Consider the following 13746-nt stretch of genomic DNA (forward strand, 5'->3'; position numbering starts at 1 on the left):
CACGCCTTATTCCATGCCTGCGGAGGGTGTTCAGCCCCTCGGTGCTTATATAAAGTTACGAAAATTTCTCGGCAATTACAAACAGCGAGAAAAAATTGAAGCGAAAATCCGATGCTTTATGCCGGATTTGGAGAAGCAATGACTGGCTATGGAGAAGAAATTTCACCATAAAATGTTAAATTTTCGTCCAAAATTTTGGACATAGCCGGACATACAAGGACATAATCGAACAAACATCTAATCCATAGTAAATTGGCTGATTTTTCGATTTGACAATTTGTAAAATTATTTGTTTATTTGGGTAGAGATTGGTTCTTAAGTTCGCCTTCAAGGAAGTCAAACCATTTGCTACATTACACACTGTCCATGTGAACTGCAAGCCTACAAACCAATCTACCGAGAATATTCCCGACCATCAGGTTTCATAATTAGATAACAGTCTGCTCAGTGTCCTTCCGAACAATCTAAAATGTTGATTTAGTAGAGAGATTCGTTCCTGAATGACAATATCACGACCCAGCTATATAAATATGAAACCTTTTGGGAAAGAATATGACAAGTAAGCTACCTACCTGTGGCTCTATGGCTCTATGACCCTATGGCTGAAGCCGAAGGCCGCCATTATTTCCATCCCAATTAGGAATTGGCATGACTGACAAATACATCCGTTCCAGACTCGTGTGGTCGATGCCGAAAGCGAGTATCGGCAGAAATATATATCGAACCTCGCGTATATGCGCTCTAAACTGCGTTTTCTGATGGTCAAAAGATAATATTAATTTTAGCGACTGGAAATATAAGTATAGATAGTTGTGGACATGTATCTATCATAGGCTATACTATAATTGAAAGCATCTTACATTTTCTTTGTGTAGCTGATTTATGGAATGCCAATGATTAGATCTTTTAGTGGGACATTATGGCTGAATTTAACGCAACCACAGTAAGTTGCTTGTATCGTAAGCATCAATTTAGCAATAGTGCGATGTAAAATAATATTAGGGTAATGTACGTTCTCTATATATTACTTCATATTTGAGTGTTATAATAAGGCAAGACGGATAGACATTAGAAATCTCAATCATAAAATATGAATTTTGAACTAATAATGATTGGTACCGGAAGCGCGTTCCCCAAACATTCATACAATAGCTGCTATGTCATTAAGAGTCATGGTGGACTTATGCTTGTGGATGCCGGAGGTGGTAATGGTATATTCAATACCATTAATGAATCGGGTATCAAATTATCTGAGATACATCATATTTTCATTACTCATACACATACAGACCATATTCTTGGAGCTGTATGGCTTATCAGGGGTATTATCAATATGAGTAAAGATGGAGAAAGCTGTGGGAGCTTACATATATATGGGAATAGTTCCGTCTGCAATGCGTTGCGGCTTATATGTCAGTTGACTTTTCTTGCTTTAGATTATGAACTTTTTACAAAAAACGTCGAATTAGTGGAAATTTCTGATGAATCTTCATTGGCTATAAACGACACTCTTATAGAATGTTTCGATGTCTGTTCCAAAAATGTCGTTCAGACCGGATTTAGGATGACTTTTGGCTGCGGAGAAAAACTGGTTTGTTTGGGTGATGAATCTTTGACCGAGGATAATCTCAGAAAAATTCAAGGTTGTGACACCCTAATCTGCGGCGCTTTCTGCCGGTATGAAGATAAGGATACATACAAGCCATACGAGAAACATCATCATACGGTGCGTGATGTGGCTATTTTAGCAGAAAAGGCAAAGGTGAAAAATTTGGTTCTGGTACATTCCGAGGATGATAATTTGGAAAAACGACAAGGGCTTTACAAGACTGAGGCTTCAAAATATTATAGTGGTAATGTTTTCATCCCTGTTGATGGCGAAAGGTTAGTTTTCTGAAATTATTGTTTATTTCCTTTGGCAAGATTGGCTCTTATTCGGCTCAGGCTTACTTGTGTTATACCCAAATATGAGGCAATACACCCCAAAGGCAGTCGCTGTAATAGTTCCGACTGGGTATCCACAAAGTCTTGATAACGCTCTGTCGCAGTTGCAAGTAACAGGGTTATAACTCGAATTTCAGCATCAAGAAGTTCAGTCTCGGCAAATCTGCGTCCCCAATTGGCAATGTTTATATCCTCCAGGTAAAGTTTTGACAACACATCCCTTTTGATGACATAAAGGGTGGAGTCCTCCATCAGTTCCATAGTCTCATAGCCTGGTTCATTCCTCACATACCCCATCATTGATACAATAGTTGCACCCTCCTTGCCAACCCAAAATGTCACTTCCTTGCCGTCAACAAGTGTGAATGCCCGCACTATGCCTTTGGCTATAAAGTAAACATCCCGCTCGATCTTACCTATTTCAAGGACATGATGGCCTTTGGGATAATGAACAAGTTCCATTGACCGACAAAGAAGAGCCAATGATTCATCGGGGAGTATATGTCTGCGGTCAATAATTTCTTTTATATCCATACTGACTGCAAAGTTAACAATAATCCTATAAGCAGACATTATTTATCAAATGTAAAATTTTAGATAATCCCAAGTTAGTAACTTTGCACTCAAAATATTGAGTTATGATGACACGATTGATAAATATCTTACTTCCTGATTCAGCCGGGAACCGAAGATTTGACATTTCCTTGCTTTTGTCGAGGCTCTTATTCGGGTTGCTTTTTATTATGCACGGACTGACCAAGATTAACGATTTCGGGCAAATGGCACTGGCATTTCCTGATCCATTGGATGTCGGCAGCGAAATCTCCTTAATACTTGCAATATTTGGTGAAGTGTTTTGTTCGGTCTTGTTGATATTTGGATTACTGACACGTCTGGCGCTCATCCCTATGATATTCACGATGTGCATTGCATTTTTTGTGATTCATGCCGGAGACCCGTTTTCAGCAAAAGAGCTGTCTTTTATTTATTTGGCAACATTTATCATAATATGGGTATCCGGTGCCGGAAAATATTCGTTGGACTATATGATAAGGGTCAAACTGATAAAATCTTTAAACCAAAATAAAAAATGAATTGGATATTGCTGTTTCTTGCCGGATTGTTTGAGGTTAGCCTCGCATTCTGTCTTGGAAAAACCAAGGCAACAACCGGAACAGAGTTTTATTTATGGGGTACTGGTTTTCTTTTGTCCACAGTGCTTAGCATGTACCTACTTGCGAAGGCCATTCAAACCTTGCCGATAGGTACGGCATACGCGGTATGGACAGGAATCGGTGCAGTCGGTACGGTAATTATAGGCATCTTGGTTTTCAAAGAGCCGGCCACCCCTTTGCGGTTGTTTTTTATCTTTACTCTTATTGCATCAATTATCGGACTAAAGCTCGTGACAAACTAAGAAAAGATGCCTTGTGTTTTGAAAGAAAATGAAGGAATACCAAAACTCCTTCTTATTATTATGGCATTGGCTACTGGCTTCTCGGTAGCCAATTGTTATTACAACCAATCGCTATTGGGCAGTATTGTTTCCGACTTCCACGCTTCTGAGTATGATGGAAGCATAATCAGCGCGCTTACTCAATTCGGATACGTCGTAGGATTATGTATAGTCATTCCTCTTGGCAATACTCTATCAAAAAAGCGTATCATAACAATTGATTATTTTTGCTGTTCTATGGCTCTTCTATCAGTCGCTATAACGAAAGACTTGTTTATCATAAAATTATCATCTTTCATAATAGGGATCAGTTCTGTAATGCCTCAATTTTTTATACCGATGGCGGCTCTTTATTCCGAGCCTAAAAACAAGGCTCTGAACATAGGTATAATTCAGTCTTGTTTATTGATTGGCATTTTAGGCTCCCGATTTCTAAGCGGAATCATATCAGAAGCCATTTCCTGGCGTTACGTTTATTTCTTTGCATCCGTTGTGATGCTTTTATGCCTGATAGCAATAGCGATAACTTTACCCGGCGATAAGACGTTGCCAACGTCCAACTACAGAGGGACTCTAAAATCAATGATCAGTCTATTGCGGCATAACAAAACGCTGCATACTTCAGCAGCAAGATCTGCAACCGCCTACGCATCTTTCTTCGCCCTGTGGAGTTGTATATCATATCGGATGAAAGCCTCCCCGTTTTTTGCCTCAGATGATGTAATCGGCAGTCTTGGGCTCTGCGGTATAGCAGGTGCTTCATGTGTGATAATACTAAGCAAGCACACCCAAACTTGGGGAAGTAGGAGATGTTCGATTGCCGGTGCGTTATCAATGTTATTCGCTTGGTTTACAGCACTTGCATTTGATGGATATTTCGTAAGCATAGTTATCACAGTCCTGATTATTGATGCCGGTATGCAATGCATACATCTCTCCAATCAGACAAAAGTAGTAACAAGCAGCAATGTCAATGCAAATTTCCTAAACACATTGTATATGATACTATATTTCGTCGGGGGAACCATAGGAACACTTATAGCGGGCATATTGTGGACAAAATATCAATGGATTGGGACTATTATTATTGGAATATTATTTACACTGATTTCATTATTCATAAGCATATTAACTACCGATTGAATTATAATGACACTATAATCAACGTAACATGAACAGGATCCTCATTGTAGATGCCTCCGAATCAGACCGTCGGCTTATGGCGGGCTTGCTTGTCAAGTCCGGCTATGAGCCGATTGCCGTCGAGGCAATCGAGGCTGCAAAGGACGAGGTGGCGTTATCGCCTTGGCGCTCTCAGCGAAGCGTAGAGAGAAACTGCCACCGGGCGCAGTTATCGTTGCGGCGATGACATTCGTCCGTGGCACAGCACAGGAGTTAATCAACTGGCAGAAGACTGAGGGCTACGGATTTCCCGTAGCCGCCATAACACTCATTCAAAAAGGGATTATTTTGCAAACTCATATATAATAATTAACTTTGTGGAACAAATCGAAAATACAGCACAGTTCAACAATATGAAATGGCAGTTGTGCATATAGCTACGCTCAACGAATAGCACTCTCAACTAATGCTATTCAGCAATAGGTAGGCTTATCGAAGCCTGCCCTTTATTGCTTTGCCATATATTCCCATTTTACAATTTCATTTTACATTAAGCAGCGTTACACCGCATTATGTGGTGTGGCTTACTGTATCTTATCATATTGATTTGAACAAGTGAATTATAGCTATAAACAAATATGGCTCATCGCATATCCTGTGATGATGAGCTTTCTTATTGAACAGCTGATAAATATAACCGATGCCTTGTTCTTGGGGCATGTCGGTGAAATCGAACTTGGCGCATCCGCACTTGCCGGAATATGGTTTTTGGCAATCTATATGCTTGGCTTAGGATTCAGTGTAGGGCTGCAAGTTGTAATTGCACGACGCAACGGAGAACAAAAATACGAAGAAACTGGAAAAACGTTTTTTCAAGGCTTGTGTTTCTTACTGATACTTGCGTCATTACTTTGTCTGTTATCAAAGTTCTTTTCTCCACAACTATTAAAGTATCTGATTACCTCTGCCGAAGTTTATAATGCAGTTGTCAAGTATCTGGATTGGCGTATAATAGGATTGCTCTTCTCTTTCCCGTTTCTTGCCATCCGCTCATTTTTAGTCGGCATTACAGAAACAAGACCTCTGAATTTAGCTGCTTTAACTGCCGTATTGATGAACATTCCTCTCAATTGGCTTTTGATTTTCAGATATGATATGGGTATATCAGGAGCCGCTATCGGCTCTTCATTTGCAGAGTTGTGCTCATTGTTGATATTGGTAGCTTATATGTTTCTTTGCGTAAGAAAACACAAGTATGGTTTATCTTGGCGTATAGACATAAAAATACTAAGAGAGGTGTTTTCTGTCTCTGTCTGGAGTATGCTCCAGTTTTTTACAAGCGTAGCCATCTGGTTCTTGTTTTTTATCGCTATTGAGAGATTGGGAGAAATCGAATTGGCGGTATCTAATATTGTAAGAAGTGTTTCCGCTTTATTCTCTGTTATAGTAACTGCATTGGCGGCTGTCACAAGCTCTTTGGTAAGCAATTCAATTGGCGCAGGTGAGAGAAATACTGTTTTTCCGCTTTGTCATAAGGTAATCCGATTGGGGCTTTATATCGGTACCCCATTGATTATTATTGCGTTGTCACTTCATCCATTAATTATCGGGGCATATACTGAAAATCCGGTTGTTAAGCAAATCGCATGGCAACCATATGTGGTTATGCTTCTGAATTACTTCTTCGCACTGCCGGGTTATATTTATCTTAATGCGGTGACAGGTACCGGTGCGACAAAGACCGTATTCTTTTTTCAAGTAATCACTACTATCGCCTATTTATTCTGTTTATGGGGATTGAGTAATCTCAATGTCCGATTGGCAACTTATTGGAGCGTAGAATATCTATATGTGATAATGCTCGGTATTCAATCTTTTATTTATCTGAAATTATACAATTCAAAAAACAATAGGATATGATGAATAAAATATATCCCCGTAAGGGTGACACACAAACCGTTTATCTGAACGCAGTGGTTAAAGACCCGTCGATTGAGGTAGGTGATTACACGATTTACAATGATTTTATCTCAGACCCTCGTCAGTTCGAGCAGAATAATGTGCTGTATCATTACCCTATTAATCATGAGCGACTGATAATTGGCAAGTTTTGTTCCATTGACTGTGGTGTAAAGTTTCTGTTTAACTGTGCCAACCATACACTAAAATCTTTGTCAACCTATACATTCCCTCTGTTTTATGAAGATTGGGAATTGGAAAAGTCAAATGTAGCCTCTGCTTGGGACAACAAAGGTGACATCGTGATAGGCAATGATGTATGGATTGGTTTTGAGGCAGTTATTCTTGCTTGTGTAAAGGTCGGAGATGGTGCCATCATAGGAACAAGAGCAGTCGTAACTAATCTCGTAATCATAGAAAAACATTCTCGAATGCACGAAAGAGTATATCAAAAGCTATATCCTCTAAACTCCTTATCTCCATGATTTTGATAGCTTTCAATCAGAGTTTCGCCTGATATACCTTCGTACTCTCACCCCAGGGATGATGGCAATCGCCAATGTAAGAGAATCCAAACTTTTCGTAATAACCTACATGGTCGGTACACAGATTCAGCGTTTTAAACCCCATCTGCCGGGCATCATTTTTAGCCTTGTCAATAAAAAGATGTCCAAGATTACTGCCTCGGTAGGATTCTTCTATATACAATGCCGCCAGCCACGGATATAAATCCATACGCGAATTGAAATCATTAGTAATCAATCCCGCACAACCTACTATTTCTTCGCCATCAAGCAAAAGATACCATTGAGGCAATGGATTGTCGGCAACAATACATTTGCGCAAACAATCGTCATAAACCATCATTGACTCAGGAGTCGCCCATTTGTCCTGAAAATAGCGGATTGCCCGTTCAAGATAGTTCAGGTTGCGTCCTGATTGAAATAATTCCTAATGAATGTCTCATACCGCAAATTTAACGATTTTCCATGGGATTTCAGTGCGATTATGCAGCTGTATATTTTCACCATGCCTCCCCTACTGCTGCCTGACGGCTGACACATTAGCCAATCGAAGCTGCCGCCACGAAGTGCAGGACAACCAAACAAAAGCCAACAACTAACAAAAGGACAGCGCAATTTCCCTTTATTAATTTAGTCGCTCCAGTTGGTAATATCCTCTTCGAGGATTTTGAATAATTAGTCAATCATATCCAAACAGACAGTCAACTTATCATATTAGTTTTACGATTCTCGGGTTTTCGGGATAAAATTTACAACTTATATGTCAGCACCAGGTGAAAGCCGAGTTGTTTGCTGCATACAATAGGGCTGCTTATTGTAGTATTACCCGCGTGGATTGTCATAGCTGTATATTCTGTTCTTCTTGAATAGTAGTCAATACCACCGGTGAGGTAAAGCCGTTTCCACAATCGGTAATTGACCGATGCTTCAAGATGATTGAATGATGAATGTGATGCGTCTCCTTGAACATCCACAGGCTTTCCTTCGGGGGTCAAGGACCAGTCATAATTGGCGTCATAGCCATTCCATGTATATATTTTATAAAACTGATTTGCGAGTCTGACGGATAACCTGTCGTTTGATAAAGCCCAGTTTACCCCTGCCTTAACAGAAAATCCCGAGCCCCAATTATAATTACGATGATAATCACGATAGAAGTCGGTCAGCACTCCTGCAAGGATAATGCCATTAAGATGCACATAGCCGTCTAATGACATCAATTTTGAGGGAGTGTATTTTATCATGACCCCGCCTCCGACTGAAGCCGGCGTTCCCATTTTATATGGTACAGAACAAGGGAAATACATGGCATTTCGTTCCGGTCTTATAGTGTCCGAGTCGAAATAATCAAAATGTTGATATAGCCCTACATTAAGATTGACATTCTTTCTTTCAAGAATTTCTTTTGACAGAAGTCGTCCGGTAATCTCCACCCTGCTTAACAGTGGCTGTGACTTGATGCCTTGCAGTTCCATAAGAAACGAGAAGTAATCGTAAGGAGCTTTCGTTGTTTCCGCAAATCTGTCGCCATATTCGATATTGATTTCAGCGACCGCCCCACCCCGGCTTCCTTCATCGTTTTCAATAAGAGACAGGAATCTGCCGCCTAACGACAGTTCTACACTGATCGGCGGTATTCCAAATCTGCGACCTGGTGTCGTTCGTTTTTTCCACGCTGCCCCGGTAACTATTCGGTTTATCCCTTTCATTGGGTCAACAAGAAAAGCGGCAAGCTCACGTCCGAAACGTTCACCACCTGTACTTCGGTCGTCAAGGATGAGGTCGGAAGTACGGTAAAGCACCTCGCCGAGTGCCGCACCACCTATCGGAGTGGCAATAATGTCATTGGTAGAAGGATATTCCCTTTCCATAAACATTTCCCACATGGCACTTCCGCCGATTGCGAAAAGTTCGGATTGCCAGAAATTGAAACCATTGGAACGCCCGGCATTGAAAAATATCGATCCATTGTAAGGGTGGTCAAACATATTGGTGTGCAGATGATCATCGTCCCATTCAAAACCATGTCTGAAATTCTCCTTGATTGTATTCCATGAAATGTAGGCATAAGGTCCTTTCAACACATATCTGTCAAAAGCCCAGAGACCGATATTAAACCCCACAGTCTCCGCACCCGCCCGCCAAAATGCTTTATGCCCGTGGAGACAAACATCTGCACTGTCAGGCAAAACCGGAGTCGAAACGATATGTCGATACGGTGCATATTTATGTGTACATTCAGTTCTATTTTCTTCGGAAATGATATTGCCGTAAACAGGATTTTTACTATCCGTCACAACCGACATTTGCGAATAAGCTGATAATGCCGATAATGTAACCATAATTATTGATAGTATAATCTTGATATTTTGTATCATGGAATAATCTGTTATATGACTTTTTGTCAACCGGTTTAGCAGGCTAAATTAATGCAAAGCAAGCAACAGAAAAAGGAAAAGAGCATAACAATTGTTAAATTCAAAAAATAATATCGGGAAACGCCCGCAGAGGATGTCACGATACCTTGACCTTGTGTTTTCTGACGGACTTATTGAGATTACCGTTTTGCAGACAGCCGAGGATTTCTACAACGAGGGCGAGGCAATGCACCACTGCTTTTATACAAACGCCTATTATGCAAAAGACAACTCACTTGTGATGTCAGCGCACATCGGTGAAAAGCGTATCGAAACAGTTGAGATAGACCTTCAACACATGAGCATATCGCAGGCGCACGGCTCTCACAACAAAAACTCCGAGTATCACGACCGGATAGTGTCACTTGTACAAAGAAACCTCCCCGCGATTGCAAGGACACCAAGCCAGAAATCCAAGAACGCTGATGTAATATCGGCATAAAGTCTAACCCGACCACCGCCTGAAATATGGCGGTGGCCACAAATTCCAAACAAGATGAACGTGACATTTGAACATCCGACTATCATTTTTGATGATAGGATTGCCGAAATCATCATAGAATTTGTGAACCACATTCTATATGCCGACAGCGAGGAAACCCTGCGGCAGATAGTAGCCGATTTTGCCGACAAGTACGACCTTGACCGATACTTCGTAGTGGGCTATGGCGGCCACCATATGTGGGTTAAACAAAGAAAGATAACCAACCCCGATATAACTTTTGATATCGGATACTGATTGTAGAATACTAAAACGCAGAACTATGGCAACAAAACTCACCGCCCACGGAGTAAGCACTACCACCACTCCCGGCACAGAACAATTCGAGGTGTTTTACACAGGCCACCGTAAAGGACGTAAAAAATATTACCAATACGATTACCGCCACACAGATGGAACATTGTTCTCATGTGTATGTTCCACACTCAAGGAGTGCAGACAACGTCGTGACGGGTGGCTCGACAAAAAATAACAACATTAGCCAAGTCGTAATATAGACAGAGCGAAGCGACCTCGTGATGAAGCCGCTTCGCTTGATTTTTTGAGAATTTCGGCCGCCACAGGCGGCAAGAATCATCATCGTCATTATCGCTATGTGGCGGAGCTGTTTATCCATTTCAGTATGTAAAAGATTAAGAATCCTCCTGATGTCCCGCTTGTCAGAAATGCCATTATCACAATGTAAAAAGGATAGAAGTAATATTTTCGTCGGGGATAGCGGCGAAAATATGCCTGCTCCCGTTCCGGTGTGAAACGGTGTTTTTTTAATAACCATTTTGAATACAAGACAATCGCAAGCGCACAGGCGGCTAAAATGGCTGTTCTGAGTAGAGCTGTGTTGACTGTTTGCTCTCCGACCATTACAATCATGCAAAGCGACAGTAATACAAGTGGCGTTAAGATGAAAAAGCCCTCGATGTAAAACCACAGACCCCATTGTGGCGGACCACCTTTGCCTGTATAATACAGGTAATCCAGCCAGTTGAACTTATATTTACGCTGAAATGCCATTGCTTAGAGTGTTTAATTTTAGCCGTCGCCTTATCTCAACAAATATATCAGAAACCATAATATCGCAATGTTGCCCAGCAATATTGTGATAGGACGCCAAGGCATCACTTTCAGACTAAGCTGCCTCCTTTGTGGATAGCGGCGGAAATATGCCTGCTCCCGTTCCGGTGTGAAACGGTATTTTCCCAGTGGCCACTGATAAAACAGAATAGCGGCAATCCAAAAGGTCATACAAATGATTTTCTGCTCATCGCTTTTAGCCCAGAATATGATACAAAACATCAACGGCCACAGAAGTATCGAGAATATCACCATATAGAAGGGCGTAAGCAACGTCCATTTATATGGCAATTTATCACAGCCATGGCGGCCCGACAGTTGAAAGCCGACACAAGACTTCGCACCGTGGATGCTATCAGCTCTCCTACTGTTGAAGGGCAGCAGTCCAGTTCGATGGCAACCGGCTCGATGCCTGCCGCCTTTCTGCCGGGCTTCTTCTGTTCGAATAGTATCTTCATGGCGTATGGTGTATAAAACTTGGTTAATCTGAAGAACTATATTGCTTTGTCACTTTTCATTACTCTGTGTCGACCGAAGAAGAGTCGGCTTCTGTCAGTCGGGTCAGTCCGGCGTGTTGTCTGAAGTCCGACAGATAAAACGAGAGTTTCGGGTATTGCGCCAATAATGGTTTTACTACATGGATAAAAGTAATGAGATCATATACTATCAGGTCGATATAGCTGTTATGTGTTCCGGTAGCACCGCCTATGACTTGACCGAGATTCATCGGTTCAAGTATCTTGTCGGATATTATGTCTTCGATGTCATGGCGAAGATTCAGGATATCATTGCCATCAGTGTCATCAGGATTCGGGAAAGCGATAAACACGACCTGCGCTCCAAAGCTGTTTACATGGTCGAAAATATCTGTTGAATCATTATAGTAGTCGGCGACAATGGAATCAATACAGGTAGAGCCGATTATTACGTCGTAGCGCAGTTGGTCGCTTTCCTGCGGATTCAACTTGTAGGTGCTGTAAATATCTTTGGGATTGTCAAAGAACTTGCGGTCATGCGCCTCTAAAGTCTCCTTGATGTGTTTACGTAGTTCTGGCAACGGAATCATGCCGTCCTTCGGCTTGGCTGCCGGCTCGATACTGTCGATATACTTGAACGAAACGCCCTCGCCGAGAGTGTTCTCCAGTATAACCCACATTGCACCATCGCTTTCATTCACAGGCAGTGCATTGAGACCCTTTTCGTGGTAAGAAATCTGGAAGCTTCCGGTTTTCTCGATATAAGAAGCCCGCACCTTTATCTTGGCTGTATCTATGTCGGTGCCATACATTCTGAAACCGAAGGCTGCGTCAGTACCCCGGTTGAAGGGGTTGAATTTCCATTTCGCTTTCAGACTCTCGGGCATATGCGAGATGATATAGGGATAAAGGATGAAAAGATCCGGCCAACCCTCTACCGAAAAAGTGAACTCGTAGTCACCTCCTAAATTATAATTCATGTTCTCCGATATCAGAGCGGTACCTTCGTGAATAAATTCCATGAACTCATCGGCATCTTCCTGCGTCTTCGGATGGATCATTTCCGACAACTTTGCCTCATTGTCCACAAACCAATTCCAGAATCTTTCGACGCGTCCGGCAAGCGGTACATAGATATTACATTGGCGGATAAAGTACAGCGTATCTTCATCTTCAGGATTAAGCTCATAGGCTTTGTTGAAGTATCTGAGAGCTTCTGTGTTGTTGTCAAGATAGTATAGCGAATAGCCCATCCTGAAATTCCAGAGGGCATCCTCTTCGCCTTCCTCCCTTATGGATTCAAGCAGCTCTGCTGCTTTGGCACATCCGCCGTCAATATTGTTGTAGGCTCTTGCCAGAATGCCGATGGTATCATAGTCACGCTCTGCTACAGGAATCCGCTCCAATACATCAATGATTTCCTGATGATTGCCTGACTCGTGCCATTCCTCTATCTGTTTCTTTATATCTTCATTCATATTCTCAATCTATATTGTTGTGGTGTTATTCTTCGGGATAAGCAATTTTCAATGACTCTCCGCTAAGAGCGATACCCTTGCCGAGGGTGATAGGCAGTTTCTGGTCTTCAGAGAAACCTATTGTTTCTCCGTCATTTAATGTAACATTGTACTCAAGTATATAGGCTACTATATCCAATACAAAATCCCTGATATCTCCAAGTGGTGCAGTGGCATAAACCTCGATTTCCTCTTTGCCGAATTTTCGCAGACCGTAGGTGTAAATTCCGGGAAGATCGCCGTTACGGTAAATGCCGAACCATACCCAATCAAGAATCGGCAATTCATCATCACGGAGGCTCTGCGCAACCATGTGGTAGAATTGTGGCTCATACACCGCTCCGTCTGCGTAGACTGCAACGGCGTTTTTTTGCTTCAGGCAGGCGTCTATGATTTTTGTTGTAACCTTAGCCTTTTCAATCAAATTGTTATCAGAGCCTATTACTGCAACAAGTATCTGTGCCTTATGGGATTTCGTCACAGATTCCGCTTCTGGCCACATATAATTTGCGCCGGCATAGTCTTCGGCCTCTCCGTTAGGAATAGGGGCAGGTATGAATGACACCGCGAGAAATCCTTCGCCAAACTTTTCTACTAATGTGTCTGTTGAATCTGCATCCTCTTCTGTCGAAAAGTCGAGATTCCATTCATCCTTCAGGTCTTTTACAAACTGGTGGGAATCCCAGATTGGCTCTGACAGAAGAACGAATGATACAAAATTGCCGAGTTCTTTATTCTTTTCGCTCATATCCTGTGGT

At 41.8% G+C, this 13746-nt stretch carries 15 protein-coding genes and 2 pseudogenes; 10 read left to right on the top strand and 7 right to left on the bottom strand.

Annotated elements, in window-relative coordinates; genetic code table 11:
* The first annotated feature begins 1090 nt into the window (after positions 1 to 1090).
* Positions 1091 to 1897 carry an MBL fold metallo-hydrolase gene (locus E4T81_RS04665; RefSeq protein ID WP_135041910.1) on the top strand — a complete coding sequence of 269 codons (807 nt, stop codon included), beginning with the start codon at positions 1091 to 1093 and terminating at the stop codon, positions 1895 to 1897.
* 2 nt (positions 1898 to 1899) lie between these two features.
* Here E4T81_RS04665 and E4T81_RS04670 read toward each other — a convergent pair whose 3' ends face one another.
* Positions 1900 to 2478 (bottom strand): Crp/Fnr family transcriptional regulator, encoded by a 579-nt coding sequence (locus tag E4T81_RS04670; protein ID WP_107037015.1) that lies wholly within the window; start codon positions 2476 to 2478, stop codon positions 1900 to 1902.
* A 107-nt stretch (positions 2479 to 2585) separates the two neighbouring features.
* On the opposite strand from E4T81_RS04670, the gene E4T81_RS04675 reads away from it, so the two are divergent.
* The 6 genes and pseudogenes from E4T81_RS04675 to E4T81_RS04700 all read left to right on the top strand — a co-directional run.
* Entirely contained in the window at positions 2586 to 3038 is a 453-nt protein-coding gene (locus E4T81_RS04675) for a DoxX family protein (protein ID WP_135042435.1), read from the top strand.
* On the top strand, positions 3035 to 3361 hold the full coding sequence (locus E4T81_RS04680) for a multidrug efflux SMR transporter (protein ID WP_107037010.1): 327 nt from the start codon (positions 3035 to 3037) through the stop codon (positions 3359 to 3361). Before E4T81_RS04675 ends, E4T81_RS04680 begins: the two co-directional genes overlap by 4 nt.
* Before the next feature lie 18 nt (positions 3362 to 3379).
* Positions 3380 to 4543 (top strand): MFS transporter, encoded by a 1164-nt coding sequence (locus tag E4T81_RS04685; RefSeq protein ID WP_228449236.1) that lies wholly within the window; start codon positions 3380 to 3382, stop codon positions 4541 to 4543.
* Positions 4544 to 4571: 28 nt separating this feature from the next.
* On the top strand, positions 4572 to 4769 hold the full coding sequence (locus tag E4T81_RS04690; protein ID WP_135041914.1) for a hypothetical protein: 198 nt from the start codon (positions 4572 to 4574) through the stop codon (positions 4767 to 4769).
* A 368-nt stretch (positions 4770 to 5137) separates the two neighbouring features.
* Positions 5138 to 6442, top strand: a complete 1305-nt coding sequence (locus E4T81_RS04695) for an MATE family efflux transporter (RefSeq protein ID WP_209308158.1) — start codon at positions 5138 to 5140, stop codon at positions 6440 to 6442.
* Positions 6439 to 6882: pseudogene (locus tag E4T81_RS04700) on the top strand (CatB-related O-acetyltransferase); the annotation flags it as partial. The gene E4T81_RS04695 and the pseudogene E4T81_RS04700, both read left to right, overlap by 4 nt.
* 100 nt (positions 6883 to 6982) lie before the next feature.
* Here E4T81_RS04700 and E4T81_RS04705 read toward each other — a convergent pair.
* Together E4T81_RS04705 and E4T81_RS04710 are read right to left on the bottom strand one after the other, a co-directional pair.
* A pseudogene (locus E4T81_RS04705) lies at positions 6983 to 7448 on the bottom strand (GNAT family N-acetyltransferase).
* Positions 7449 to 7754: 306 nt separating this feature from the next.
* Positions 7755 to 9128, bottom strand: a complete 1374-nt coding sequence (locus tag E4T81_RS04710; protein WP_167761702.1) for a DUF3943 domain-containing protein — start codon at positions 9126 to 9128, stop codon at positions 7755 to 7757.
* Between the two features lie 346 nt (positions 9129 to 9474).
* Here E4T81_RS04710 and E4T81_RS04715 point away from each other — a divergent pair, with 346 nt between their 5' ends.
* The 3 genes from E4T81_RS04715 to E4T81_RS04725 are packed head-to-tail and all read left to right on the top strand — an operon-like array spanning position 9475 to position 10396.
* A complete protein-coding gene (locus tag E4T81_RS04715) occupies positions 9475 to 9864 on the top strand; it encodes a PcfJ domain-containing protein (protein ID WP_256371508.1) in 390 nt (129 codons plus the stop codon).
* A gap of 54 nt (positions 9865 to 9918) precedes the next feature.
* Positions 9919 to 10161 carry a hypothetical protein gene (locus E4T81_RS04720; protein WP_135041924.1) on the top strand — a complete coding sequence of 81 codons (243 nt, stop codon included), beginning with the start codon at positions 9919 to 9921 and terminating at the stop codon, positions 10159 to 10161.
* Between the two features lie 25 nt (positions 10162 to 10186).
* Complete coding sequence (locus E4T81_RS04725; protein ID WP_135041926.1) at positions 10187 to 10396, top strand: DUF3873 domain-containing protein; 210 nt, start codon at positions 10187 to 10189, stop codon at positions 10394 to 10396.
* A 119-nt stretch (positions 10397 to 10515) separates the two neighbouring features.
* On the opposite strand, the gene E4T81_RS04730 is transcribed toward E4T81_RS04725, so the two are convergent.
* From E4T81_RS04730 to E4T81_RS04745, 4 genes are all read right to left on the bottom strand, one after another.
* The gene (locus E4T81_RS04730; RefSeq protein WP_135041928.1) at positions 10516 to 10935 is read right to left on the bottom strand and encodes a hypothetical protein; all 420 of its coding nucleotides are present in this window, start codon (positions 10933 to 10935) and stop codon (positions 10516 to 10518) included.
* A gap of 308 nt (positions 10936 to 11243) precedes the next feature.
* Positions 11244 to 11453 (bottom strand): hypothetical protein, encoded by a 210-nt coding sequence (locus tag E4T81_RS04735; RefSeq protein WP_135041930.1) that lies wholly within the window; start codon positions 11451 to 11453, stop codon positions 11244 to 11246.
* Between the two features lie 59 nt (positions 11454 to 11512).
* Positions 11513 to 12949, bottom strand: coding sequence for a tetratricopeptide repeat protein (locus tag E4T81_RS04740; RefSeq protein WP_135041932.1), 1437 nt, complete (start codon positions 12947 to 12949; stop codon positions 11513 to 11515).
* A gap of 25 nt (positions 12950 to 12974) precedes the next feature.
* Positions 12975 to 13736, bottom strand: a complete 762-nt coding sequence (locus E4T81_RS04745) for a DUF4261 domain-containing protein (RefSeq protein ID WP_135041934.1) — start codon at positions 13734 to 13736, stop codon at positions 12975 to 12977.
* Positions 13737 to 13746 lie beyond the last annotated feature (10 nt).

The organism is Barnesiella sp. WM24 (assembly GCF_004570975.1).
Lineage (GTDB): Bacteria > Bacteroidota > Bacteroidia > Bacteroidales > Muribaculaceae > Muribaculum.